20 protein-coding genes are annotated in these 20,251 nt (G+C 63.9%); 13 read left to right on the top strand and 7 right to left on the bottom strand.

Annotation, left to right across the window (positions count from 1 at the left end; translation table 11 throughout):
• The first annotated feature begins 32 nt into the window (after nucleotides 1–32).
• The 6 genes from yajC to FB460_RS00930 all read left to right on the top strand — a co-directional run bounded on the left by yajC (nucleotide 33) and on the right by FB460_RS00930 (nucleotide 7,272).
• Entirely contained in the window at nucleotides 33–377 is a 345-nt protein-coding gene (gene yajC / locus FB460_RS00955) for a preprotein translocase subunit YajC (protein WP_142092271.1), read from the top strand.
• A gap of 30 nt (nucleotides 378–407) precedes the next feature.
• Nucleotides 408–1,970: a protein translocase subunit SecD gene (gene secD, locus FB460_RS00950; RefSeq protein WP_142093276.1), complete on the top strand. Its 1,563-nt coding sequence runs from the start codon at nucleotides 408–410 to the stop codon at nucleotides 1,968–1,970.
• A 1-nt stretch (nucleotide 1,971) separates the two neighbouring features.
• Nucleotides 1,972–3,147 carry a protein translocase subunit SecF gene (gene secF / locus FB460_RS00945; protein WP_142092270.1) on the top strand — a complete coding sequence of 392 codons (1,176 nt, stop codon included), beginning with the start codon at nucleotides 1,972–1,974 and terminating at the stop codon, nucleotides 3,145–3,147.
• Between the two features lie 4 nt (nucleotides 3,148–3,151).
• Nucleotides 3,152–3,661, top strand: a complete 510-nt coding sequence (locus FB460_RS00940; RefSeq protein WP_246044189.1) for an adenine phosphoribosyltransferase — start codon at nucleotides 3,152–3,154, stop codon at nucleotides 3,659–3,661.
• Nucleotides 3,658–4,731, top strand: a complete 1,074-nt coding sequence (locus FB460_RS00935; protein WP_142092268.1) for a potassium channel family protein — start codon at nucleotides 3,658–3,660, stop codon at nucleotides 4,729–4,731. Before FB460_RS00940 ends, FB460_RS00935 begins: the two co-directional genes overlap by 4 nt.
• A 261-nt stretch (nucleotides 4,732–4,992) precedes the next feature.
• Nucleotides 4,993–7,272 (top strand): RelA/SpoT family protein, encoded by a 2,280-nt coding sequence (locus FB460_RS00930; protein ID WP_142093275.1) that lies wholly within the window; start codon nucleotides 4,993–4,995, stop codon nucleotides 7,270–7,272.
• Between the two features lie 15 nt (nucleotides 7,273–7,287).
• Here the strand turns inward: FB460_RS00930 and FB460_RS00925 are convergent, their stop codons facing one another.
• Nucleotides 7,288–8,532, bottom strand: coding sequence for a DUF349 domain-containing protein (locus tag FB460_RS00925; protein WP_142092267.1), 1,245 nt, complete (start codon nucleotides 8,530–8,532; stop codon nucleotides 7,288–7,290).
• Between the two features lie 117 nt (nucleotides 8,533–8,649).
• Here FB460_RS00925 and FB460_RS00920 point away from each other — a divergent pair, with 117 nt between their 5' ends.
• Nucleotides 8,650–9,042 (top strand): pilus assembly protein TadG-related protein, encoded by a 393-nt coding sequence (locus FB460_RS00920; RefSeq protein WP_211345776.1) that lies wholly within the window; start codon nucleotides 8,650–8,652, stop codon nucleotides 9,040–9,042.
• A 105-nt stretch (nucleotides 9,043–9,147) separates the two neighbouring features.
• On the opposite strand, the gene FB460_RS00915 is transcribed toward FB460_RS00920, so the two are convergent.
• Genes FB460_RS00915 through FB460_RS00905 form a run of 3 tightly spaced genes read right to left on the bottom strand, consistent with a single transcriptional unit; the run spans nucleotide 9,148 to nucleotide 12,393 of the window.
• Nucleotides 9,148–10,275, bottom strand: a complete 1,128-nt coding sequence (locus FB460_RS00915) for a MalY/PatB family protein (RefSeq protein WP_142092265.1) — start codon at nucleotides 10,273–10,275, stop codon at nucleotides 9,148–9,150.
• Nucleotides 10,276–10,301: 26 nt separating this feature from the next.
• Nucleotides 10,302–11,012: a potassium channel family protein gene (locus tag FB460_RS00910; protein WP_211345775.1), complete on the bottom strand. Its 711-nt coding sequence runs from the start codon at nucleotides 11,010–11,012 to the stop codon at nucleotides 10,302–10,304.
• Nucleotides 11,005–12,393 (bottom strand): TrkH family potassium uptake protein, encoded by a 1,389-nt coding sequence (locus FB460_RS00905; RefSeq protein WP_246044188.1) that lies wholly within the window; start codon nucleotides 12,391–12,393, stop codon nucleotides 11,005–11,007. Before FB460_RS00905 ends, FB460_RS00910 begins: the two co-directional genes overlap by 8 nt.
• 367 nt (nucleotides 12,394–12,760) lie before the next feature.
• Here FB460_RS00905 and FB460_RS00900 point away from each other — a divergent pair, with 367 nt between their 5' ends.
• Complete coding sequence (locus FB460_RS00900) at nucleotides 12,761–13,381, top strand: L-threonylcarbamoyladenylate synthase (RefSeq protein ID WP_142092264.1); 621 nt, start codon at nucleotides 12,761–12,763, stop codon at nucleotides 13,379–13,381.
• A gap of 220 nt (nucleotides 13,382–13,601) precedes the next feature.
• Here the strand turns inward: FB460_RS00900 and FB460_RS00895 are convergent, their stop codons facing one another.
• Nucleotides 13,602–15,341 (bottom strand): S49 family peptidase, encoded by a 1,740-nt coding sequence (locus FB460_RS00895; RefSeq protein WP_142092263.1) that lies wholly within the window; start codon nucleotides 15,339–15,341, stop codon nucleotides 13,602–13,604.
• A gap of 153 nt (nucleotides 15,342–15,494) precedes the next feature.
• Here FB460_RS00895 and FB460_RS00890 point away from each other — a divergent pair, with 153 nt between their 5' ends.
• From FB460_RS00890 to tpx, 5 genes are read left to right on the top strand one after another with little or no spacing between them, the layout of a single operon-like run.
• Complete coding sequence (locus tag FB460_RS00890; protein WP_211345774.1) at nucleotides 15,495–16,649, top strand: metal ABC transporter substrate-binding protein; 1,155 nt, start codon at nucleotides 15,495–15,497, stop codon at nucleotides 16,647–16,649.
• A gap of 34 nt (nucleotides 16,650–16,683) precedes the next feature.
• Nucleotides 16,684–17,499 (top strand): metal ABC transporter permease, encoded by an 816-nt coding sequence (locus FB460_RS00885; RefSeq protein ID WP_211345773.1) that lies wholly within the window; start codon nucleotides 16,684–16,686, stop codon nucleotides 17,497–17,499.
• Complete coding sequence (locus tag FB460_RS00880) at nucleotides 17,492–18,259, top strand: metal ABC transporter ATP-binding protein (protein WP_142092261.1); 768 nt, start codon at nucleotides 17,492–17,494, stop codon at nucleotides 18,257–18,259. Before FB460_RS00885 ends, FB460_RS00880 begins: the two co-directional genes overlap by 8 nt.
• A gap of 16 nt (nucleotides 18,260–18,275) precedes the next feature.
• A complete protein-coding gene (locus FB460_RS00875) occupies nucleotides 18,276–19,031 on the top strand; it encodes a YihY/virulence factor BrkB family protein (protein WP_142092260.1) in 756 nt (251 codons plus the stop codon).
• A 23-nt stretch (nucleotides 19,032–19,054) separates the two neighbouring features.
• Nucleotides 19,055–19,552, top strand: a complete 498-nt coding sequence (gene tpx, locus FB460_RS00870) for a thiol peroxidase (protein ID WP_142092259.1) — start codon at nucleotides 19,055–19,057, stop codon at nucleotides 19,550–19,552.
• A gap of 119 nt (nucleotides 19,553–19,671) precedes the next feature.
• On the opposite strand, the gene FB460_RS00865 is transcribed toward tpx, so the two are convergent.
• Nucleotides 19,672–20,010 carry a type II toxin-antitoxin system PemK/MazF family toxin gene (locus FB460_RS00865; RefSeq protein WP_142092258.1) on the bottom strand — a complete coding sequence of 113 codons (339 nt, stop codon included), beginning with the start codon at nucleotides 20,008–20,010 and terminating at the stop codon, nucleotides 19,672–19,674.
• A complete protein-coding gene (locus FB460_RS00860; RefSeq protein ID WP_142092257.1) occupies nucleotides 19,994–20,191 on the bottom strand; it encodes a hypothetical protein in 198 nt (65 codons plus the stop codon). Before FB460_RS00860 ends, FB460_RS00865 begins: the two co-directional genes overlap by 17 nt.
• Nucleotides 20,192–20,251 lie beyond the last annotated feature (60 nt).

Raw genomic sequence — 20,251 nt, 5'->3', positions numbered from 1 at the left:
TGTGGGAATCGCGTCGTTGAGATAGCAGGTTCATGCCCGATCTGGTGATGCCCTTGGTGTTCATGGCGTTTCTCCTCGCCATGTTCTACTTCTTCTTCTACCGACCCCAGTTGAATCGTCAGCGCGAGCAACAGGATCTGCAGAGCGGCGTGGGAGTCGGAGATCAGGTCATGCTCATCAGCGGCGTCTACGCACGTGTCACGGCACGGGACGGCGAGGATCTCGAGCTCGAGATCGCCGACGGAGTGCGTATCCAGGCCGCACAGGTGGCGGTTCTGCGCCGCGTGGATGAGACGGCGTCCGAAGCCGATGGCCCGCATGAGAGCACACAGGCTGATGCCAACCCCTCTGATCCGGACGAAGACGCGAAGGCCTGATCTGTGTCCAAGTATCCCGTACGCATTCTGATGGCCCTGTTCATCGCCGTTGGCGCGATGATCGGTGGCATGTTCGCCACCGACGCCTGGACACCCAAACTGGGGCTCGACCTGCGTGGTGGCACCACGGTCACCCTCACCGCCAGCACCGACGGCGGTGGTGCGCCCGCGGGTGAAGCTTTGGAAGAGGCCCGCGGCATCATCCAGAAACGCGTCGACAGCATGGGTGTCGGCGAGTCCGAGGTCGCCATTTCGGGCGATCGTCAGATCGTCGTCAGCGTGCCCAATGTCGATGAGGGCAAGCTTGTCGAGATGGTCGGCCAGACCGCCGAGCTCCGCTTCCGCGGTGTCTACGTCGGCATGCCGGTGGAGAACTCACAGGCAGGCACCCCCGGACAGACCGATGAGGAGCGCGCCAAGGACCCGAATCGTCAACCGGAGCTCCCGTTGGCGCCGCCGGCCCCACGACCGACCGCCGAGGGGGAAGGACTTCCGCCTTCAGAGGCATTGGGCTGGGAGCCGAGCGAGCAGGATATCGCCGACTTCCAACGGTGGACGTGCAACATGCCGGCTCCGGATGTCAGCGACCAGCCGTTGTTCTCCTGCGACAGGGAGGGCACCACCAAGTACTTGCTCACACCCGCGATCATCAAGGGCGATCAGGTGACCGATGCAAGCAGCGGCATCCCGCAAGGTGGCGTCTCCTACGTGGTGACGCTGCAGTTCAACGAGGAGGGTGGCAAGGCCTTCCAGAGCGCGACCGGTGAACTCGCTGCCAAGCAGGAGCCCCAGAATCAGTTCGCGATCGTTCTCGACGGTGAGACCGTCTCGGCTCCCTCGGTCAGCGAACCCATCCCCGGTGGGCAGGCCCAGATCGAGGGCAATTTCAACCAGGCCACTGCGGAGGATCTCGCCAGCGTCCTGCGCTATGGCGCCCTGCCGCTGGCGTTCGAGGTCTCGTCGGTCGACACCGTGTCACCCACCCTCGGCGGCGAGCAGCTACGTGCCGGCCTCATTGCCGGCGCGGTCGGGCTCGCACTGGTTCTTCTCTACGGGTTGTTCTATTACCGCGGCCTGGGCGTCATCATGATGCTCTCGTTGGTGTTGGCCGGTGTGCTGACCTACGGGCTGATGACACTGCTGGGCGAGTCGATGGGTTTTGCCCTCAATCTTCCCGGTATCGCCGGTGTGATCGTCGCGGTGGGCATCACCGCAGACTCGTTCATCATCTACTTCGAGCGCATACGTGATGACATACGCGAAGGCCGGTCCGTGCGTTCGGCTGCCGTGAGTGGATGGAAGGCCGCTTATCCGACGCTGCTGATCGCCGACGCCGTGTCACTGATCTCGGCCGTGGTGCTCTATGTCCTGGCCGTCGGGGGAGTGCAGGGGTTCGCCTTCACCCTCGGATTGACGACGCTGGTCGATCTCGTCATCGTCTTCGCCTTCACCCATCCGGTGACGATGCTGCTGTTGCGCACGAAATTCTTCGGGCGCGGCCATACCCTCTCGGGGCTCGGCAAGAGCCGCGTGGGCGTCAACGTCGTGGGTGGGCGGACGCGCCGTCGTCGTACTGCTGGAACGGAGGCCTGAGATGGCTACGCACTCGGAGACGTCGCTTGGGCGACGCCTGCTGACCGGTCGGTTCTCCTACGACTTCGTCGGGCGTCGCAAGGGGTACTACATCGCGTCAGTGATCATTTTGATCGTCGCCGCAGCGGCTCTGCTGTTGCGCGGCCTGGAACTTGGCATCGAGTTCCGTGGCGGTGCCGAATTCCAAGCACCGGCGAAGGTGACGGCGCAGACTGTCGACGAGGTCCGCGAGGCACTCGGCAATTCCGGTGTACCCGACCTCGAGGACAGCACCATCACCACGATCGGCGAGGACACCGTCCGGGTGCAGACGCGTCCTCTGGATCAGGAGACCGAGGTTCCCAAGGTCCGCGCCGTGGTCGCCGAAACCGTACAGGCGAACCCGAAGGACGTCGCGAACAGCATCATCGGACCCACCTGGGGTGGTCAGGTGGCCAAGCAGGCCCTCATCGCCCTGGTGGTGTTCCTGGCTCTGGTGGCACTGCTCATCGCCATCTACTTCCGCAACTGGAAGATGTCGCTGGCAGCCATCCTCGCGCTCTTCCACGACGTGATCATCACCGTGGGGTTGTATGCCCTGATCGGTTTCACCGTCACTCCCGCCAGCGTCATCGGGCTGCTCACGATCCTCGGCTACTCCCTGTATGACACGGTGGTGGTCTATGACAAGGTCAGGGAGAACACCAAGGATCTGGCTCCCGGATCTCCGGAGTACGCGGAGCGGGCGAATCTCTCGATCAACCAGGTGATCGTCCGCTCGATCAACACCACTCTCACCGGTGTGCTTCCGGTGGCGGCGCTGCTGTTCATCGGGCTTCCCGGGCCGCTCAAGGATCTCGGGCTTGTGCTCCTGATCGGTATGATCGCCGGTGCCTACTCGTCACTGTTCCTCGCAACTCCCATGCTGGTGGATCTGCGCAGGAACGAGAGCTCTCACGTCACTGCGATCGAATCCGACGATGACGCGAAGCCGGAGAACGCCAAGAAGCGTGAGAAGGTCGCTGTGGCATTCGATGAGGAAGGGACGGCGTTGCGTCTGACGCCGACCACCGCCGACGAGGACATGGATGAGGGGCCCGCCGACGACGCATCAACGGACCGCCAGGACGCGGCCTCGACCGACACGGAGCAGCGCAAGCAGCCGCGCCATCGGCCCCGCAGCAAACGGAAGCGGTGACGACGTGGAATCTCTGATCCGCGACATCCACGATTTCCCCACGCCGGGGGTCGTGTTCAAGGACCTGACCCCTGTTCTGGCCGACCCCGCTGGCCTTCGGGATGCGATCGACACGATGGTCACGTTGGCTCCCGAGGGCATCGACATGGTGGCTGGCGTGGAGTCACGTGGCTTCTGGTTCGCGCCCAGCATCGCACTGGCCCTGGGGTGTGGCTTCGTCGCCATGCGTAAGCCCGCGAAACTCCCCGGCCCGGTTCTGCGTCGGCCTGTGACTCTGGAGTATGGCGAGGACGAGTTGGCCGTGCACACCGGCCAGATCCCGGCCGGTGCACGGGTACTGATCGTCGATGATGTCCTGGCCACTGGTGGGACGTTGATGGGCGCAGCAGACCTGGTTGAGGACGCCGACGCCTCCGTCGCCGGCGCTTTGCTGTTCTTGGAACTCACCGCTCTGGATGGCCGTGCAGCGTTGGAGGAGCGCGGTATCGACGTACGGACTGCGATCCGCGCATGAATTTCATCCCGCAGTTCACTCAGCGGTCAGCGGGCACCGAAGCCGTGGTGTCGCTGCCGCACGGAGGTCGACGCCCCGGACGGGAGCTGCTCGTCCGGGCTCTCATCGGATTGGCCATCTTGTTGGTCATCACCTTGTTGGTGTGGTTCGACCGTGATGCCTACTCCGATTCCGGTGGCGACGGACTCACCTTCGTCGACGCTCTCTACTACGCCACGGTGACGGCCAGCACCACAGGTTATGGCGATATCACCCCGGTGACCCCCGGGGCCCGGCTCATCAATGCGCTGGTCATCACGCCGATGCGTATTGCCTTCCTGGTGCTGTTGGTCGGCACCACGCTGGAGGTCCTCTCGAACGAGGTCCGGCGAGTTCTGATCGATCGACGATGGAGGAAGCGGATGCGGAACCATGTGGTCATCGTGGGATACGGCGTCAAGGGGCGCAGCGCTGTCAACACATTGCATCAGCAAGGGCATGACCTCAACCGGATGGTCGTCATCGACAATCGTCCGGCATCGGTGGACGAGGCGAACCTCACCGGTGTCGCGGCCATCCATGGCGATGCGACACGCCGCGAAGTGCTGCGTCGTGCGGAGATCTCGAAAGCCCGCGAAGTGATCGTGACCCTGGACCGTGACGACTCGGCGATCTTGGTGACGCTGACGGTACGCCAGCTCAATCCAAGCGCCCACATCGTGGTCGGTGGACGTGAGGGCGAGAACGTGTCCCTGTTGCGTCAGTCCGGCGCCGATGCGGTCGTCACCTCATCCGACGCCGTCGGCAGATTGCTGGGCCTGTCAGCGGTGAGCCCCAACATCGGGGCGGCCATAGAGGACATCCTTTCCTCCGGAGTGGGGCTGGAGGTGGCCGAGCGTCAGGTGACCGCCAATGAGGTGGGCAACAGCCCGGCCGACATCCGCGGTGAACGTGTCGTGGCCGTGGTACGCAACAAGACCATGCGCCGCTTCTACGACCAGAGCGTCGACACTCTCCAGACCGGTGACAATGTGGTGGTGATCCGCAAGTCGGAGGCACGTGCGGAAAAGGAGCGCTCCGAACGCGACTGACGAGCATTCACCGGGTGCCTCACGGGTGCACACTCACCGGGTGCCTCACGGGTGCACACTCACCCGATGCCTCACGGATGCATGGCGAGAGCCACGGTAGAGTTGACTGATGCCGAGCAGATCCGCGATGGAGCCGAACAGGTGCCACAGGGGTGCGATCGGTTGTGGTGTTCATGTGAGCCAGAGACGCACATGAATCCATCGGCTCATGGGGGCTAGGAGGTGCGTGTGAACGAGAAGTCCGCTGAGCAGGCCAATGCCATGACCTCCGGTGTGCTGCCCGACAGATTCTCCACTGGACCTGAGCAGCCTCGCCTGTCCATGCGGCACCGTCTGGCGCGGCTGGGTTCCCGTCAGCCGCAGATGGCTGTGCTCGAGCCGTTGTTCAAAGTCGTGCGACACAACCACCCCAAGGCCGACACCGCACTGATCGAACGTGCTTATCGCACAGCCGAGCACTATCACCGGGGGCAGACCCGCAAGAGTGGCGACCCGTACATCACTCATCCTCTGGCGGTGACCACGATCCTGGCAGAACTCGGTATGACCGAGCCGACGCTGTGTGCGGCGCTACTGCACGACACGGTGGAGGACACGAGCTACACGCTCCAACAGCTCGGGGCAGATTTCGGTGATGAAGTGGCGGCCATGGTCGATGGCGTCACCAAGCTCGACAAGGTGCAGTATGGCTCGGCCGCGCAGGCCGAGACGATCCGCAAGATGGTCATCGCAATGAGTCAGGACATCCGCGTCCTGGTCATCAAGCTCGCCGACCGCTTGCACAATATGCGGACGCTGCACTATCTGCGTCCAGACAAACAGGTGCGGATCGCGAAGGAGACCATCAACATCTTCGCCCCGTTGGCGCACCGCCTCGGCATGAACGCGGTGAAGTGGGAGCTGGAGGACCTTGCATTCGCCATCCTGCATCCGAAGGTCTACGACGAGATCGTGCACCTGGTCGCCGACCGGGCTCCTTCACGGGAGGCCTTCCTGCGCAATGTGACCGAGCAGGTGGAGGCCGACCTCAGGACCGCGAAGATCCGCGCCACGGTACAGGGACGCCCCAAGCACTACTACTCCATCTACCAGAAGATGGTGGTACGTGGACGCGACTTCTCCGATATCTACGATCTGGTGGCGTTGCGCATTCTTGTGGACACCCCTCGAGACTGCTACGCGGCTCTGGGTGTGATGCATGTGCGGTGGAATCCTCTGCCGGGGCGGTTCAAGGATTACATCGCAATGCCCAAGTTCAACATGTACCAGTCATTGCACACCACTGTGCTGGGGCCGCAGGGCAAGCCGGTCGAGTTGCAGATCCGCACCCATGAGATGCACCGGCGTGCCGAATACGGCGTTGCCGCACACTGGAAGTACAAGGAGGCCCAGCGCGGGGGCCCTGCGTCGAATCTGCCGGTCAACGCTGACGGAAGCAGCCTGAACTGGGTGCGGTCACTGACTGAATGGCAGAAGGAGACCAGCGACCCCGACGAGTTCCTCGATTCCCTCCGATTCGAGATCAACACCGGTGAGGTGTACGTCTACACTCCTCGCGGCGATGTGATGAGCCTCCCCGAGGGATCCACCCCCGTGGATTTCGCCTACGCGATCCACACCGAAGTGGGGCATTCCTGCATCGGAGCGAGGGTCAATGGGCGTCTTGTGCCGCTCGAGTCGAAGCTCAACAACGGCGACATGGTCGACGTCCTGACCTCCAAGGCTGAAAGTGCCGGGCCGAGCCGCGACTGGCTCGAGTTCGTGGCCAGCCCACGGGCTCGCAGCAAGATCAAGCATTACTTCACCAAGGAACGTCGTGAAGAAGCGATCGAGGCCGGCAAGAACGCTCTGGCCAAGCAGCTGCGACGCAGCGGGCTCGGGGTGCAGAAATTCCTCACCGTCGAGCACCTGACCGCTTTGGCCAACCATTTCCGCGTCCACGGCGTGGACGGTCTGTACGCCGCCGTGGGGGAGGGCGGCGTCAGCGCACAGGCCGTGGTTCAGCGTCTCATCGGGTTCGAGGGCGGCCCTGAAGCAGTCATCGACCACACTTCTGAAGACGCCTCCGCCACGGCCCGACTGACCTCTGTCAACGAACCGGGTGTCGCGGTGCACGGCGACACCGACCTGTGGGTGAAACTCGCCAAGTGCTGCACGCCTGTGCCCGGGGATGAGATCATCGGGTTCGTGACGCGTGGTGCAGGTGTCTCGGTGCACCGGCGTGATTGCACCAATGCGACCAACTTGATGGCTCACCCCGAACGCATGGTCGATGTGTCCTGGGCACCCACGGCTGAGAGCTCATTCCTGGTGGCCGTGCAGATCGAGGGCTTGGACCGACATGGGTTGTTGTCGGAGATCACCCGCTCGGTCGCGGATTTCCACGTGAACATCCTGTCGGCGACGATCTCGACATCACGCGACCGGATATTCAAGGCGAAGATCACCTTCGAGACGCCCGACCCCACCCATCTGGACGCATTGTTGCGCACCATCCGGCAGGTGCCGGGCATCTACGAGGTGTATCGCGTGACGCAGTGACCCGGCGAGCCCGGGTCAGGCGGAGAAATCCTCCACGGCCTTCTCCGCCTGCACCAGCCAGGACTGGTAGGTGGCAATGGCGTCGCGGTGCTGTTTGGCCTTCTTTGCGTCACCGCGGGCTTCGGCCTTCTCAGCCTTGACGGTGAGCTCATCGATCTGATTCTGGATCTTGCTCGCTGTGTCGCTGGCCCGCTTACGTGCTTCGGGGTCGGTGCGACGCCACTCGTCGTCCTCCGCCTGTCGCACGGCCTTTTCCAGGGCCTTCACCCGGCCGTCAATCGCGCGCATCGCATCCCGGGGGACCTTGCCGATCTCGTTGAACTTCTCCAGGAAGTCCCGAAAGGCGGCCTTGGACGTCTGCACGTCGGTGACGGGAAGGACGGTCTTCTCGGCTTCATCCAACAAGGCCTCCTTGGCCTGCTGATTTCCGCGGAACTCCTCATCCTGTTCGGCCTGCGCCTTTGAGCGCGCATCGAAGAATTGGTCCTGCAGACCGCGGAAACGCTGCCACAGTTTCTCGTCGACCTCACGTGGAGCGGGTCCGGCGGCCTTCCACTGCTGCATGAGGTCGCGGAAGGCTGCCGATGTTCCACCCCAATCGGTGGACTCGGCGAGGGGTTCGGCCTCGGCGATGATGCGTTCCTTGATGACCTTGGCGCCTTCACGCTTCTTGGCCTGCTCGGCGAACTGGTGCTTGCGTCGCTTGGTGTAGTGGGTGCGTGCCGACGAGAAACGGTGCCACAGCTCGTCATCGGTCTTCTTGTCGATGCGCGGAAGCTTCTTCCACTGCTCCAGAAGCTGACGGAATCGGTTGACACCACCGCGCCAGTCGTTACCCTGCGAGATGCGCTCGGCCTCGGACACCATGGCTTCCTTGGCGGCGAGCGTCTCCTGGTTCTGTGCGGCACGCTGCGCGCGACGCTCTTCGGCCTTCTCGTCGATCACAGGTGAGAGAGCATCGAGGCGCTTCAGCAGAGCGGAAAGATCTCCCACGGCATTGGCCTGGCTGACCGAGTCACGCAGTTGCTTGACGGCCTTGCGTGTCTCTTCGGGAGAGACGTTGCCGGCTTTCAAGCGCGTCTCCAACAGACCGACCTCGACTTCGAGGGATTCATAACGGCGGACGAAAAACGCGAGCGCTTCCTCTGCTGTGGCGTCGGGAACCTGCCCGACGCTGCGTTCACCATCATCGGTCCGTACATAGACCGTGCCATCATCATCCACACGTCCGAAGGAGTGCGGGCCCTGCGTTTCAGTCATGTGCCCATCTTGCCGTATCTCGACCACCCCGCAAGTGTGTGGCCCCCCTACGCATCCGAGATTGGCTGCGGCATTCTGTTCCTCGTGAAGGATCTTCATCGGTCAGAGGGCTGGGGCGTGCACGCCACGCGATCAGAACATGGGGGAGCGACGTCGACTCTCGTCGCCGCACTGCTGCCTGCGATCGTGGTGCTGACCGGCCTGGTCGTGGACGGTACGGCTCAGGCGCGTGCCCAACAGCGTGTGAATGGAATCGCGCAGGGAGCCGTCCGCGCCGGTGGGGATTCCCTGGCCGGTGCGCGTGTCGGCTCCGGGCATACGCATGGCGATCCCGTGGTCACAGCACGCGCCTTCTTGGCACAGCAGGATGTCGAAGGTTCGGTATCGCTCGACGACGGTTCCCTGCAGGTCGAGGTCACCGAGACCGTCCCGACTGTCTTCCTGGGTCTCATCGGCATCGACACCCTGCCGGTGCGGGGAGAGGCATCGGTCGAACTGATCATCCGCTGAGACCTGTGCGGCGAAGGCCTGAACTCCGAAAAGACCCTGCGCTGTGGCCGGGTTGCGTCTGACGCACTGGGACGGGTTGCGTCTGACGCTGGCCGCCAGATTGCGTCAAACGCTGGCAGCCATGCGCCGCACACCGTCGGTGATGATCTCCGGCGAGGTGCCGAGGTTCATCCGTACAAAGCCCTCACCACCGGTGCCGAAGGCGGGCCCGGGGTTGAATGCGACACGTCCACGTTCAAGGAAGGTGGCGTACGGGTTGTCGAGGCCGAGACTGCGACAGTCGAGCCATCCCAGGTAGGTCGCCGGGCCTGCAGCCAACGAGACCTCAGGGAGGTGATCGCGGAGCAGCGAAGCCAACAGCACTCGATTCTGCTCGATCTCGACCATGACCTGATCGATCCATTCACGCGCATCGGTGAGCGCTGCGGTGTGCGCGACGATCCCCACATGACTCGCTCCACCGGTGACCTGGGCTGGGAGCCGACGCAGGTTGGCTGCGACGTCTGCACCCCCAATCGCAAGGGCCGCCTTCAGGCCGGCAAGGTTCCATGCCTTCGACGCCGAGGTCACCACGATGCCCGTCTCGCCCCCGGGAACGGTCAGCCACGGCGCATGCCTGGCCGGGGCGGAGATCAGGGGCGCATGGATCTCGTCGCTGATGACGAGTACGCCGTGCCGGTTGGCCAGATCTGCCAAGGCTGCGAGTTCGTCGGCGGTCGGCACCATGCCATGGGGGTTGTGGGGGTTGCAGATCAAGTGTGCTGCCGGACGGGATGCGCCGGTGTAGGCGCGTTCGACGGCTTCGAGGTCCAGACGCCCCTCGGGGGTCAACAGGGCTTCGACCGTTGGCCGTCCGGCCCACTCCAAGTACTCGTAGAACGAGGGGTACACGGGAGGGTTCACCACCACCGGGGATCCCGGCTCGGTGAAGTGGTCGAGGATCTCCACGATCCCGTGCATCACATCAGGCAGACCGACGATCTGTTCATCGGCGTCGATGTCCCATCCCCAGGTGTCGGTGGCATAGGACGCGAACGCCTCTGGATACATCCTTGTCCCCGGGTATCCGGTGTCCCCGTCGGCCAACAATCCTTCGAGCGCCCGAACCACCTCCGGCGCCGGTCGACAATCCATTTCGGCCACCCACATGGGCAGCACATCCGCCGGGTAGCGGCGCCATTTCATGCTCCGACGATCACGGAGCTCTGATTCGGTCAGGTCGAAGACAGCCATCCTGAAAGTCTAAATGGTTGCTGCTCTCACCCATCGACGCCCAGCGCCTCCAAGGCGCCTGGTGTGCCGGCGACGAGGATCTCATCGGTCTTTGCCACGATTGATTCGCCGTGCGTCATCGCCCATGTTTCTCCGGGACATTTCAGTGCGATGACGGTGACGCCGAAGCGGGCGCGCAGATCGAGGTCTTTCAGGGGCCGTCCCACGATGCCGGAGGTCGGCCGCATCCTCACGATCGTGAGATCTTCGTCGATGCGCATGTAGTCGTTGACGCGGCCCCGGATCAAGTGGGCGACACGCCGCCCCATATCGGATTCGGGTGAGATGACATGCCTGACACCCATCTGGCTCAGGATCTCGGCGTGCGGCTCGGAGATGGCTTTCGCCCAGATGCTGTGCACGCCGAATTTCAGTAGCCGGGAGGCGGTGAGGATCGAGGCTTCGATGTCACTTCCGATGCCCACCACGACCCACTCGGATTCGTCGATACCCAGCTGCTGCAGCACGCGTTCGTCAGTGGTGTCGGCGGTGACGGTGTGGGTCAACTGGCCCGACAGTTCATCAATGACGGCCGGATCCTTGTCGACGCCCAGCACTTCCACGCCGACCTCCATGAGTTCGAGGGCCAGAGCGGCTCCGAAGCGGCCGAGCCCGAGCACCGCCACGACCGATCCGGAGTTCCGCTGAGGTTTTCCGGTGAAGAAGCCTGTGAAACGTGATGATCTTCGCTCAACCAATGAACAGCCTTTCCCTTGGTAGTTCGTAACGTGCCGGGCGTGGGCGTACGGCCAACGCCGCTGCGAGGGTGACCGGGCCGAGGCGTCCTGTGAACATCAAAAGCATTATCAGCACTTGGCCGGTGGGGGAGAGCTGAGGAGTGATACCTGTACTCAGCCCCACGGTGGAGAAGGCGGAGACGGCTTCGAAGACGACGGCGTCGAGAGCGGCACCATGCTCGATCACCAGATCGCGTTCGAGGATCAACAGGGTAAAGGTGGCGGTCATGGTGATGAGCGAGGCCAGCGTCATGACGGTGAGGGCTTCCCGGTGGACGCTGCGGGCAAGACGTCTGCCGAAGATGTTCACCGCCCGGGCGCCGAGGATCTCCGCCATTGCGACGGCGATTATCACGGTGAAGGTGGTCACCTTGATGCCACCGGCCGTACCGGCAGGTCCACCACCGATGAACATCAGGCCGTCAAGGGCGAAAAGAGTCGCCGGATCGAGGGCACCGATATCGACGCTGTTGAAACCTGCTGTGCGAGCAATCGTGGAATGGAAGAAAGCATTCAGCAGAGCATCGGGGGTGCTCATCGGGCCGAGCGTTTCGGGATTTTCGCGTTCGAGGAGCCAGAACACCAATGTGCCGATCAGCAGCAACAGGGGAGTGACCACGACGACCACCCGCGTCGTCAGGTGCCACTCGCGAGGCAGACGCCAGTGCCGCCGAAGTTCCATGAGCACGGGAAAGCCGAGGCCGCCAACGATCACGTTGATCGAGATCGGTACCAGGATCCATGGATCCGACGCGAAGGGCGTCAGATTGTCCGAACGGAGGCCAAAACCTGCATTGTTGAACGCCGAAACTGAATGGAAGGCCCCGTACCAGAGGGCCTGTCCGGCTCCCATGTGGTGGGCGGCCATGAAACGCAACGCCAGCACCGCCGCTGTGACCGTTTCGATCAGCATCGTCATCGCGATGATGCGACGCACGACACCGAGCGTCCCGCGAGCACCGCCGGTACCTGAATCGTGGAGTTCTGCTTGCAGTCCCAGCCGCATGCCCATCCCGACGCGCTTGGAGACGGCGAAGGCCAGCAGTGTTGCGATGAGCATGACGCCAAGCCCACCCACCTGGATGAGGCCAAGGATCACCCCCTGCCCGAAGTGCGTCCAGTAGAACTGTGTGTCGACCACGGTGAGACCGGTGACGCACAGTGCCGAGGCTGCGGTGAACGCGGATTCGATGAGCGCTGCACCGCCAGGATCGACTCTGGCGGCAGGAAGCAGCAGCAAGGCTGTTCCCAACAGCCAAGCGAGTGACAGCGTGGCGGCCAGTCGCCCAGCCGGGGCGAAAGACCTCCGGAGGCGCCCTGCGCCACCGTGACGGATGATCACGGACTGACGGTAGCAGCGTCACCTGAAGGCAGGCACCCACACCCGAAGCCGCAAACCCCACCCACACCCGAAACCGCAAACCCCACCCACGCCCAAAACCGCAAACCCCACCCACATCTGGAAAAACATTGCGGCCACAATCAGTCCTCATCCACATCCGGTGAAGAGATTTCAGACGTCATTGCGGCCAGAATCTGACCTCAATGTTTTCCTTTGTATGGTGCCCCCTCGATGAGCTCCGATGGCGATCTCAGGAAAACTCCCAGCGTGAGCATCCACGAGCCCCAGCGTGAGCATCAACGCCCCCAGCGTGAGCATCGACGAACCCGGGTATGGGTGGCGGAAGTGTGGCCCGTATCATCTGTTCATGGCACGCTATTTCGAGGTTCATCCCAAAGATCCACAGCCACGTTCGATCGCGCAGGTGGTGGACATCGTCCGCTCCGGTGGCCTCATCGCCTATCCCACGGACTCGGGTTACGCACTCGGGTGCCAGTTGGGGAACCGCGAAGGCCTGGACCGGATCCGCTCGATCCGAGACTTGGACGACGCCCATCACTTCACATTGGTGTGTCGTGAGTTCGCCCAGCTCGGGCAGTTCGTTCACATGGACAACGATGTGTTCCGCGCGGTGAAGGCAGCGACGCCCGGCGCCTATACGTTCATCTTGCCCGGTACCAAGGAGGTGCCGAAGCAGATGTTGCACGCGAAGAAGAAGACCGTCGGCGTGCGAATTCCGCCGCACCGCACGGCCTTGGCGTTGCTCGAAGCACTCGATGCACCGCTCATGTCGTCCACATTGATCCTGCCCGGGCAGACCGATCCGATGCATGAGGGGTGGGTGGTCAATGACGAAATCGGGTCCCAGGTGGACGCGATCTTGGACTCCGGGGACGCGGGGCTGGAACCCACGACCGTCATCAATCTGGTGGACGGCGTGAGCGTCGACCGCGTCGGGGCAGGGGACCCCTCACCCTTCCAGGCCTGACACCGCCGAGACCTGACGCCACCGAGATCTGACGCCACCGGGACCTGACATCACCGGGATCTGGCACCGCCGAGATCTGACACCGCGCTGACTCCGTCCGCCCCTGAAAACGGGCGTGGCCCCGACCCTGCCCGGATTTGAGCCGGGTCGGATCGGGGCCAACGCGACAGCGAGTCAAACAGAGAGCCAACTCGGCAAAGAATGTCCCGTCGAAGATGTCTCAGCTGCGGATGTGCGGTGTCCACGGAAGGCTCAGCACTCCGGCTGGGGCCTCCATGCCCAGCATTCTTGCTGCGGCGCGGAACAATCCGTCTGGGCCAAGATCCCATCCGACGGCCGACGCGTGCGTCTCGCTGGACTCCGGGGGGCGTAGCTGGTCGAGCCAGGGCATCTGCGGCAGGGTCCGGACCGCCAGTTCACCGGGCTTGGCACCAGCGTGCTCTGCAGCCACGCGAAGAGCCGTGGCGAGGCCGCCCACATGATCCACCAGGCCGCGCTCGGCGGCGTCGGCACCGGTCCAGACGCGCCCGCGCGCCAAGGGCTCGAGCTCATCGATGGGCATGCCGCGATCCTGTGCTGCCTTGGTGGTGAAATCGCTGTAGACCTCATCCAGCCAAGCGTTGAGCACATCCAACTCATCCTCAGTGAATTCGCGCTCACTCCACATCCCGGCGCGTGCACCCGCGTCGGCGCCTTCACGAACAAGTCCGATGCGCTCGTGCAGCCCAGCGAGGATGAACTTCCCACCCAGAACACCGATGGACCCGGTGATGGTCGAGGGATTGGCGACGATGCGATCGGCTCCCATCGCGATGAAGTAGCCGCCGGAAGCCGCAACATTGCCCATCGACGCGACCACCGGCTTACCGGCTTCTCGCAGCTGTAATACTTCGCGCCGCACTTGATCCGAGCCCACGGCCGAACCACCGCCGGAATCGACTCGCAGCACCACGGCCTGCACCGAATCGTCATGGCGAGCACTACGGAGCTGGGCCGAGAGCGTGTCACACCCACACGGTGTCCCTCCGACACCGGGGGTGGAAGGACCAAGAACGATGTTGCCGATCGCCGACACCACACCGATCGCTGAGCGGTCGGTGGCGAACATACGGCTGAGTCGGCCTGTGGTCTGGGCGCGCTGGTTGTAGCGGTTCACGTAGCTGGGATGGATGGCGTGCCGTACCTCACCGGACCGGTCGTCCCCACGCGTGCGCCGCTCGGTGCCCCAGCGCTCCCGCATGGCCGTGTACACCTCGTCGCGGTAGCCCACGTGGTCGATGAGGCCGGCTTCCAACGCCTGCTCGGCCCCGATGGGGGACTGGTCGACGAGCCCTCGCACGGTGTCCTCGTCGAGGTTTCGGGCCGATGCCACATCGCCGATGGCGTGTTCCAGGAGCGAGTCCACCAGTCGCTGGGTCTGCTCACGGTTCGCGTCGCTGATCTCCCTGCCGCCGAAGGTCTCGGCTGCGGACTTGTACTCCTTGCGCTGCTCGAAGTGGGGAGTGACCCCGACCTTCTCGAGGGTCCCGCGGAACAGCGTCATCGAGGCATGGAAACCTGAGAAGCCCACCGTCCCCGTGGGCTGTAGCCAGATCTCGTCGGCTGCACAGGCGATCCGGTAGGCAGAGCTGTGGCCGCTCAGTTCGCCGAAGGTCTCGGTCCAGGCGATGGTGGGTTTGGTGAAGGCCGCGATGAGTTCGGCGACCTCGTCGGCGTCCCCCAGCGGCAGCGGCGCCGTCCCGATGTGAACGGCGAGCCCGACCACATGATCGTCCTTTTCGGCGTGAGCCAACCCCTCACGGATATCGCGCAGTGTCGTCGCCGTGCGTTGCTTCAACGCCTCGATGGGGCTCGTCGGCGCATGAGTCAGGACGCCCCGTGCAAGATCCAGCTCCAGGACCACGGGGAGATTCGCGGGATTCGGACGGACGCGTTCGGTGATCTTCTGCAGGACGCTCATGCGTCAACTCTAGGTGGACGAACGAGCGGGATCCGTGGTGGATCCTCAAGATGAACAGCATGCATATATGCGCGTAAATAGAATTGGTTTCTTGTTGGATCAGAGTTAACATCTTCGCGTTTGAGAACCATTCGAATTAGCAGTGGAGGAACGATGCGACTCACGCGACTTGGGCTCGGCGCACTGGCTGTCACCGGCGGAATGGTGTTCACAGCCTGCGGCGGTGACGGCCAGCAGGCCGATCCCGCAGGAGGCGAAGGTTCCGATGTGAGCGTCGTCGCGACCACGACGATGATCGGTGACGTTGCCCAGCGCGTGGTTTCGTGTGTGGACCCCGAAGCAGAGGTGAAGACGCTGATGCCTCCGGGCGCGGACCCGCACGAGTTCGCAGCCTCCTCCAAGGAAGCCACCGAGCTGGTGAAGGCTGATCTGGTGCTGTCCACAGGATTCGGGCTTGAGGGCGGACTGACCGATGTGCTCGAGAATGCCCGTCAGGATGGGGCCAACGTCGTGGAGCTCGCGCCCGGGGTCGATCCCATCGAGTTCGGTGGCCACGACGATCACGACGACCACGGCCACGACGATCACGACGACCACGGCCACGACGATCACGACGACCACGGCCACGACGATCACGACGACCACGGCCACGACGATCACGACGACCACGGCCACGACGATCACGACGACCACGGCCACGACGATCACGACGACCACGGCCACGACGACCACGGCCACGACGACCACGGCCACGACGACCACGCTGGCCATAACCATGGCACTCACGATCCGCACTTCTGGCTCGATGTCTCTCGCATGGCCAAAGCAGCCCAGCTGATGGGCGACAAGCTCAGTGAGGCTTCCGGTGATGACGCCTACGCGACCTGTGGCACGACCGTTCACGATGAGCTGATGGACACCCATGAGGAGGTCTCCAAGAAGCTGGAGGCGGTTCCCGAGGACAAGCGCGTCCTCGTCACCGACCACGATGCCTTCGGATACTTCGCCGAGGCCTACGACTACGAGGTGGCCGGCGTGGTCATCCCCGGCGGTTCCACCGAGGCCGAGCCTTCGGCGCGCGAGGTTGCCGACCTTGTCCAAACCATCGAAGATGCAGGGGTGCATGCCATTTTCGCGAACACCGCATCAAAGGCCCCGGTGATCGAGGCGGTCCGCAAGGAGGTCGGCGGCGACCTTGAGGTCGTGTCCCTCCACGTCGGCTCGGTGGGGGAGCCCGGCTCGGCCACCGGAACCTACGAGGGCATGATGCTCGACAATGCCGAACTCATCTCCAAGACGCTGGGCTGAACCACTGGTGGAATGGCTACTTGACCCCTTTCTCATGGGAATCCAGCAACGGGCGCTCATGGGTGGAATCCTCGTTGCACTCATGGCGCCTGTTGCTGGCACGTGGCTGGTCCTGCGCGGCATGACCTTCTTCGGCGACGCTTTCATGCACGGCGTCCTACCAGGGATCGCCGCGGCCGTGCTTTTCGGCTTCTCACCGATGCTGGGGGCCGCCCTGGCCGCCCTGGTCATGGTTGTGGGATTGGAGGTCGTGCGTCGACAAACTGCTCTGCGTGAAGATGCAGGTATCGGGCTGCTCTTCGTGGGCATGCTGGCATTGGGCGTGGTGATGGTGTCCAAGACACCGTCCTATGCAGGGAGCATCACCAGCATCCTGTTCGGCGACGCCTTGGGCATCACACCTCAAGATCTGCGCACACAGGCGGTCATCGCCACGCTGGTCATCGGCCTCAGCATCGTGCTGCACCGTCCCTTGATCACCATGGCCCTCCATGAGGGCAAGGCAGCCGCCCTTGGCATGAACCCCCGGCTCGCCAACGGGCTGCTGCTGGCGATGATCGCCATGTCGGTGATCGGGAGCTATCGCACCGTCGGCACTCTGCTCGTGTTCGGACTCATGGTGGGCCCGGCCGCAACCGCCTCACTGTTCGCCCGCTCGGTCCGCCAGATGATGGTGCTGGCGGTCACCATCGCATTGTTCTCGGTCGTCATCGGCCTGGTGGTCAGCTATCACCTGAGCACCGCGGCGTCGGCCACCATGGGCCTGGTTCCGGTGGCCCTGTTCTTCATTCTGCTGACCGTGCAGCAGATCGTGGTCAACGTCCGTCGCCGAGGGGTGGCCCATGCCTGAGACCTCACAGGAAGTTGACACCCCGCACGCGGTGGAGGCGACCGACATCACCCTCGCCCACGGGACCTTCGTGGCTCTCGCCAAGAGTAGCTGCCACATTCCCGCCGGCCGAGTGACAGCCGTGATCGGCCCCAATGGTTCGGGGAAGTCGACCTTCCTGAACTCGGTAACCGGTCTGATCGTTCCGGTCGGCGGCACCTTGGCGGTGCTTGGCCAACGCCCGGTCGACGCTCGTCCACGTGTGTCCTACGTGCTGCAGAACGTGGAGGCCCCGGTCGATCTTCCGCTGACGGTCCGGGAGACGGTGGCCATGGGCCGTTACGCCTCACTCGGGTGGTTCCGTCGGCTGCGATCCACCGACAGGGACGCCATCGACGCGGCACTGGAACGCATGCGGATAGCCGATCTGGCCCATCGTCATCTTCACGAGTTGTCCGGGGGACAGCGCCATCGTGTTCTGGTGGCCCAAGGACTCGCGCAGGAGCACGACATCCTCATCCTCGACGAACCCCTGGCCGGGCTCGACGTCGTCTCAGCCGAGGTGATCGACGGCATCGTCCACGATACCGGGGACAGCCGCACCGGTGACCGGCGGACCGTCATCCACACCACCCATGATCTCTCCGAAGCCGCTGCGGCGGATCACGTGATCCTGATGGGTGGGCGAGTGGTCGCCGAGGGGCCCCCCGATGAGGTGCTGCTCGAGGAGCACCTGGTGGAGGCCTTCGGCACTCGAGGTCTCCATCCACCCGTCGACTGACCTACACTCAAGGGCCGTGACCCAACCATCCGAACCCTTCCCGCATCCCGGCGCATCCCAGGACCCTCGGCCTGCGACAACGCCGCCGACCGGTTCGAGCGCGTGGCGGCCGATGCGTCCCGAGACCGAGGAGGTCGCTTGGGAGGACGCCGACACCCGGCGTCTCGCCCAGCGACGTCTGATCAGCCCGGTGATCGGGCTCATCCTGGCTGCGTTGGGCATCGCTCTGGTCATCGTGACGGTGACCATGTGGTGGCACATCGAGTCGGTGGCACGTTGGCTCGTGATTCTCGGCGTCGGCATCGCCGTCGGGGCGCTCATCGCCTCGGTGTTCGGCCTGCGGGCCTATCTGTTGGTGCGCGGTCCGCTGCGTCAACATCCGTGGCGGATCACGACGCTGCACTTCGACCCCGAACTCCACCCTCGCGATGTGCGATTGGTGCAGAGCCCACGTCACCAGTGGGGCCAGACCACGGAGGAGGCGTCGCCGCCGAACTTTCGAGCGGACTTTCCCGGCAACGCGCTGGAGCGCATGAAGGGCGCCACCGTACGGCTTCCCGTCTGCGGTGAAGGCGGAACCCGAGTCGTATCCCTCGACGCGAGCGCCCGCAACCGTTCCCGATTGGGAATCCTGCGTCCGCATCCGCTGGTCGCACAACAGGAGAAGCAGGACGCCCGGCAGGCGAAGCAGGCGGCCAAAGCCGAGGCCGAGGCCGAACAGGCACCAGACGATTCATCCGAATCATCCGGCGGGCATCCTTCGGCACAGTGACTCAGCGTGGTTGACTGGTGCCCATGGCTACGACTGCTTTCAAGGGAAATCCCGTCAACACCGTCGGTGAACTGCCGCAGACCGGTGCATCTGCGCCCGACTTCACCCTCACCGGCACCGACCTCGGAGAGGTGACCAGCGCCGACCTGCGTGGACGCCGCGTGGTGCTCAACATCTTCCCCAGCATCGACACCGGGGTGTGCGCCACGAGCGTGCGCCGCTTCAACGAGATCGCTGCCGGACTCGAGAACACCTCGGTCATCTGCGTCTCACACGACCTGCCCTTCGCACAGGCCCGCTTCTGTGGGGCCGAGGGCATTGAGAACGTCGTCAGCGCCTCCGGCTTCCGCAGCACGTTCGGCCAGGACTACGGGCTGACCATGGCTGACGGCCCGCTCGCCGGCCTTCTGGCTCGCGCTGTGATCGTGCTCGACGCCGAGGGCCAGGTCGTGCACACCGAGCTGGTCCCCGAGATCGGCACTGAACCGAACTATGACGCAGCGGTGGCCGCTCTCGGCTGACCTGTCAAAGCGTCCTGTTCTGACGCCCCGGCCCCGGTTGATCGACCAGGGCCGGGGCGTCTTTTCGTAGCAGTGAAGTCGAAGGGGCACGCTGTCAACGACGACGTGGTCGAGTACAACTAGAGGTCCAACAGCAGGCCAAGCACTTCGCGAATCTCAGCGAGCAGGGCTGGACCCACCATGCCACGGGTGGCGATGAGTCGATCGACCGAGACTGATCGCACGTGTTGGCACTGAGCAGCTGATGGCGCGCTGAGCTGGTTCTCTTCGTCTGGCTCGACGTACACTTCCGCTCCGCTGGACCGAATGGTCCGGGTCAGGGGAACGACCTGCACCACGTTCGGGCTGCCTCGCAGTACGCCAGCGGCAGTCACGATCACGGCTGGTCGCCGCAGGCCCGCCTCGCTGCCGATCGGGGTGCCGAGATCGACCTCGACGATGTCACCCGAGTTCAGCATCGAGCCAGGTCTTTTCCTCATCGGTGAGCTCGTCGTTCAACTCGCGCCCCATCGACAGCTGTCTCAACGCACGCAGGGCCCGATCGACCGTCTGGTCGATGGTCTCGTGGCGCTGCTGGGCCAATCTTGTGATGCGGCCGTGTGTCTGGCGGCTGACCCGGATGGTGGTGGTGTCGCTCATGAGTTCATTCTGCCCCGTGTAGACAAGAGAGTCTACAGCGCCCGGCTCGAACGGGCTGAC

The sequence above is a fragment of the Propioniferax innocua genome (genome assembly GCF_006716235.1).
In the GTDB taxonomy this organism is placed as follows: domain Bacteria; phylum Actinomycetota; class Actinomycetes; order Propionibacteriales; family Propionibacteriaceae; genus Propioniferax; species Propioniferax innocua.
The sequence above is the reverse complement of the archived record's forward strand: the minus strand, read 5'-3'. Positions and strand labels throughout refer to the sequence as shown.

What these genes read in the sequence shown, in the direction of transcription:
- yajC (WP_142092271.1), top strand. Translation starts at nt 33, where the DNA reads ATGCCCGATCTGGTGATGCCCTTGGTGTTCATGGCGTTTCTCCTCGCC.
- secD (WP_142093276.1), top strand. Translation starts at nt 408, where the DNA reads ATGGCCCTGTTCATCGCCGTTGGCGCGATGATCGGTGGCATGTTCGCC.
- secF (WP_142092270.1), top strand. Translation starts at nt 1,972, where the DNA reads ATGGCTACGCACTCGGAGACGTCGCTTGGGCGACGCCTGCTGACCGGT.
- FB460_RS00935 (WP_142092268.1), top strand. Translation starts at nt 3,658, where the DNA reads ATGAATTTCATCCCGCAGTTCACTCAGCGGTCAGCGGGCACCGAAGCC.
- FB460_RS00930 (WP_142093275.1), top strand. Translation starts at nt 4,993, where the DNA reads ATGACCTCCGGTGTGCTGCCCGACAGATTCTCCACTGGACCTGAGCAG.
- FB460_RS00925 (WP_142092267.1), bottom strand. Translation starts at nt 8,532, where the DNA reads ATGACTGAAACGCAGGGCCCGCACTCCTTCGGACGTGTGGATGATGAT.
- FB460_RS00915 (WP_142092265.1), bottom strand. Translation starts at nt 10,275, where the DNA reads ATGGCTGTCTTCGACCTGACCGAATCAGAGCTCCGTGATCGTCGGAGC.
- FB460_RS00900 (WP_142092264.1), top strand. Translation starts at nt 12,761, where the DNA reads ATGGCACGCTATTTCGAGGTTCATCCCAAAGATCCACAGCCACGTTCG.
- FB460_RS00895 (WP_142092263.1), bottom strand. Translation starts at nt 15,341, where the DNA reads ATGAGCGTCCTGCAGAAGATCACCGAACGCGTCCGTCCGAATCCCGCG.
- FB460_RS00890 (WP_211345774.1), top strand. Translation starts at nt 15,495, where the DNA reads ATGCGACTCACGCGACTTGGGCTCGGCGCACTGGCTGTCACCGGCGGA.
- FB460_RS00885 (WP_211345773.1), top strand. Translation starts at nt 16,684, where the DNA reads ATGGGAATCCAGCAACGGGCGCTCATGGGTGGAATCCTCGTTGCACTC.
- FB460_RS00880 (WP_142092261.1), top strand. Translation starts at nt 17,492, where the DNA reads ATGCCTGAGACCTCACAGGAAGTTGACACCCCGCACGCGGTGGAGGCG.
- tpx (WP_142092259.1), top strand. Translation starts at nt 19,055, where the DNA reads ATGGCTACGACTGCTTTCAAGGGAAATCCCGTCAACACCGTCGGTGAA.
- FB460_RS00865 (WP_142092258.1), bottom strand. Translation starts at nt 20,010, where the DNA reads ATGCTGAACTCGGGTGACATCGTCGAGGTCGATCTCGGCACCCCGATC.
- FB460_RS00860 (WP_142092257.1), bottom strand. Translation starts at nt 20,191, where the DNA reads ATGAGCGACACCACCACCATCCGGGTCAGCCGCCAGACACACGGCCGC.